Genomic DNA, 2,608 nt, shown 5'->3' on the forward strand with positions numbered 1-2,608 from the left:
AGCTACCTGCGGTGGTATCACCTCGCCGTCCTCCCGCGCGCTCCTTCACCCCGCGCGGTCCTCGCCGCAGCCGGGGGAATGCTGAGTGTTAGACCTGCGTGCATAGCTAATGCTAATTGAGCCGAAATGAAAGACGGAAACTCACGGCGTTACGCGCCGGACCTCATGGCGGGCCAGGTCGCGCTCGTCACCGGCTCGGGCTCGGGCATGGGCCGGGTCACGGCATTGGAAATGGTCTCTTGCGGGGCCAAACTGGCCCTTTTCGCGCGCCGCGAGGAGCCCTTGCAGGAAACCGCCGAGATGATCCGCGCGGCTGGTGGCGAGGCCTTCGTGGTGCCCGGCGACACACGCGATGAAGACAGCATCGAGACCGCGATGGGCCGCATCAAGGACCATTACGGGCAGCTTGACGTATTGGTAAACAACGCGGGCGGACAATACATCGCCGCTGCCCGTGACATCACCAACAAGGGCTTCGAGGCGGTTATCCGCAACAACCTGATCGGGTCCTGGCAAATGACCCGCGCGGCAGCGGATCATTTCATGTATGACAATGGCGGATCCATCGTGTTCGTGACCGCCATTTCGGGACGCACTGCGCTTACCGGGTTTGCCCACACGGTCGCGGCTCGGGCCGGTGTGACAGGAATGATGAAAACCCTGGCCGCAGAATGGGGCGAATATGGCATCCGCCTGAACTGCGTCGCACCTGGCACGATCAAAACCGAGGCGCTTGGCCGCTATCCGATCCCGCCGGACAGATGGAAAGAGCTGAACCGCTCTGTTCTGAATCGCATGGGCGCGGCCGAGGACATCGCCGGGACAATCATATTTCTGTCCTCCAGGCTTGGGGGGTTCATCACGGGCGAGGATATATATGTCGATGGTGGGGAAACGCTGCATCTTGGCCATGATGCCCGGGACATGATCAACCCCGAAATGTTTGAAAAACGCGAGCGTGGAGACGGAAAAAATGAGTGACCAACTTGTCCTTCTGGATATCTCCGACCGCATTGCGACGGTAACGCTGAATGATCCGGTGCGGCGCAACCCGATAACCGGGAATGATATGATTGCCGCGCTGCTGGAAACCTTTGCGCGGGTGCAGTCCGACCCCGATGTCAGCGTCATGATCCTGACCGGTGCCGACCCGGCCTTTTGTGCCGGTGGCGACATCAAGGAAATGAACGATCCCGAAAGCATGTTCCGCAAGGAACCGCTTGCGGCGGCCCAGAGCTATGTGGATGGGGTCCAACGTTTGCCGCAGGCGATCTACAATCTCGACATACCGACCATTGCCGCGGTCAATGGACCGGCAGTTGGGGCGGGATGCGATCTTACCATGATGTGCGACATGCGCATTGCCTCTGAAAAGGCGAAGTTCGGAGAGGTGTTCCTGAACCTAGGCATTATTCCGGGTGATGCCGGAAGCTGGTTCCTGCTGCGCCGCCTGGGCCATCAGATGGCCGCCGATCTGACGTTCTCTGGCCGAATGGTCGAAGCGGCGGAGGCGCTGGAGATTGGCATGGTGCTTGAAGTTGTGCCGCATGACAAACTTATGGAGAAGGCCCGCGAGCGTGCGGCTGTCATCGCCTCGAAGCCACCCCGCGCGGTGCGCGTCGCCAAGCGGCTGATGCGCAATGCCGAGCGGATGGACCTGCCGGATTTCCTGAACACGGCAGCAGCCTATCAGGCCCTGATGCATCAGACCGAAGACCACCACGAAGCAATCGCGGCTTTTATCGAAAAGCGAGAACCCAGGTTTACGGGCCGGTGACGGAATAAATGCATGCCTGACATATCAAATCAGAAAATGGACCAAATCGCGCAGATGTGGAATGCGCGAGGGAAATGCCTGATCACCCATATGGCGCTTGCAATTGAGCAGGTGTCGGTCGAGGGCGTATTGGTGCGGATGCCATTCAATCCCGATTCTGTATCCCTCCGACGGCGACCGTCTTGCGAATTGATGCCTGATGGTGAGAATTCGTCTGTATGGACGTCTATACAGACACACCGCTCAGTCGGCTTGAGATCGTTGAGAGGGGCGGCCGCCGTCGGAGGGATACTCGAAACCCATTGCCGGACGACTTATCCGGGCAGCTTCCTTGCCAACGATTGGCTGGGCGACATGGTGCGGAAGATACGCGAGGACAGAGACGCCCATCGTATTCATCCGGCGTAGGCCGCGGCAGGCCTATTTCGGCCTGCTGCGATGGATATCATTACGCTGGAACGACTTCGCCCGCTTCCTCAAGGATGGCAGGATCTGCCTCAGCAACAACGCCGCCGAAAGAGCGCTGCGGAGTATCGCCCTGGGACGGCGGAACTGGACCTTCGCCGGTTCGCAGCGTGGCGCCGATCGCGCCGCCGTCATGCTCACCCTCATCGCCACGGCCCGCCTCAACAAGGTCGATCCGAAAGCCTGGCTCGCCGATGTCCTGGCGCGAATCGCCGATCTTCCCGCTTCGCGTCTGCACGGTAAGACCGTATGTCCGTCTGGCCGGGCGGCTTGCCCTACACTGCCTGTTCGAGGGTTGCTCGGATGGGTCGAGCCGATCCTCCCGGCAGGAGGGCAAGCCATGGAGCATTCTACAGAAGTTTTCGT

The 2,608-nt window shown here is 60.2% G+C and carries 2 protein-coding genes and 1 pseudogene; all 3 read left to right on the forward strand.

Annotated features, from left to right (window positions below; all coding sequences use genetic code 11):
• Positions 1–126 precede the first annotated feature (126 nt).
• A complete protein-coding gene (locus ABLE93_RS26825) occupies positions 127–981 on the forward strand; it encodes an SDR family NAD(P)-dependent oxidoreductase (protein WP_348842710.1) in 855 nt (284 codons plus the stop codon).
• On the forward strand, positions 974–1,777 hold the full coding sequence (locus tag ABLE93_RS26830; RefSeq protein ID WP_348842711.1) for an enoyl-CoA hydratase-related protein: 804 nt from the start codon (positions 974–976) through the stop codon (positions 1,775–1,777). The genes ABLE93_RS26825 and ABLE93_RS26830 overlap by 8 nt, the downstream gene beginning before the upstream one ends.
• A 451-nt stretch (positions 1,778–2,228) precedes the next feature.
• Positions 2,229–2,480: pseudogene (locus tag ABLE93_RS26835) on the forward strand (IS66 family transposase); the annotation flags it as partial.
• Between the last annotated feature and the right edge of the window lie 128 nt (positions 2,481–2,608).

Origin of the sequence: Xanthobacter pollutisoli, from assembly GCF_040044995.1 — a bacterium.
Classification (GTDB): Bacteria; Pseudomonadota; Alphaproteobacteria; order Rhizobiales; family Xanthobacteraceae; genus Xanthobacter.

Excerpts from the sequence above, each read along its gene's own strand:
- ABLE93_RS26825 (WP_348842710.1), top strand. The coding sequence starts at position 127 with ATGAAAGACGGAAACTCACGGCGTTACGCGCCGGACCTCATGGCGGGC.
- ABLE93_RS26830 (WP_348842711.1), top strand. The coding sequence starts at position 974 with ATGAGTGACCAACTTGTCCTTCTGGATATCTCCGACCGCATTGCGACG.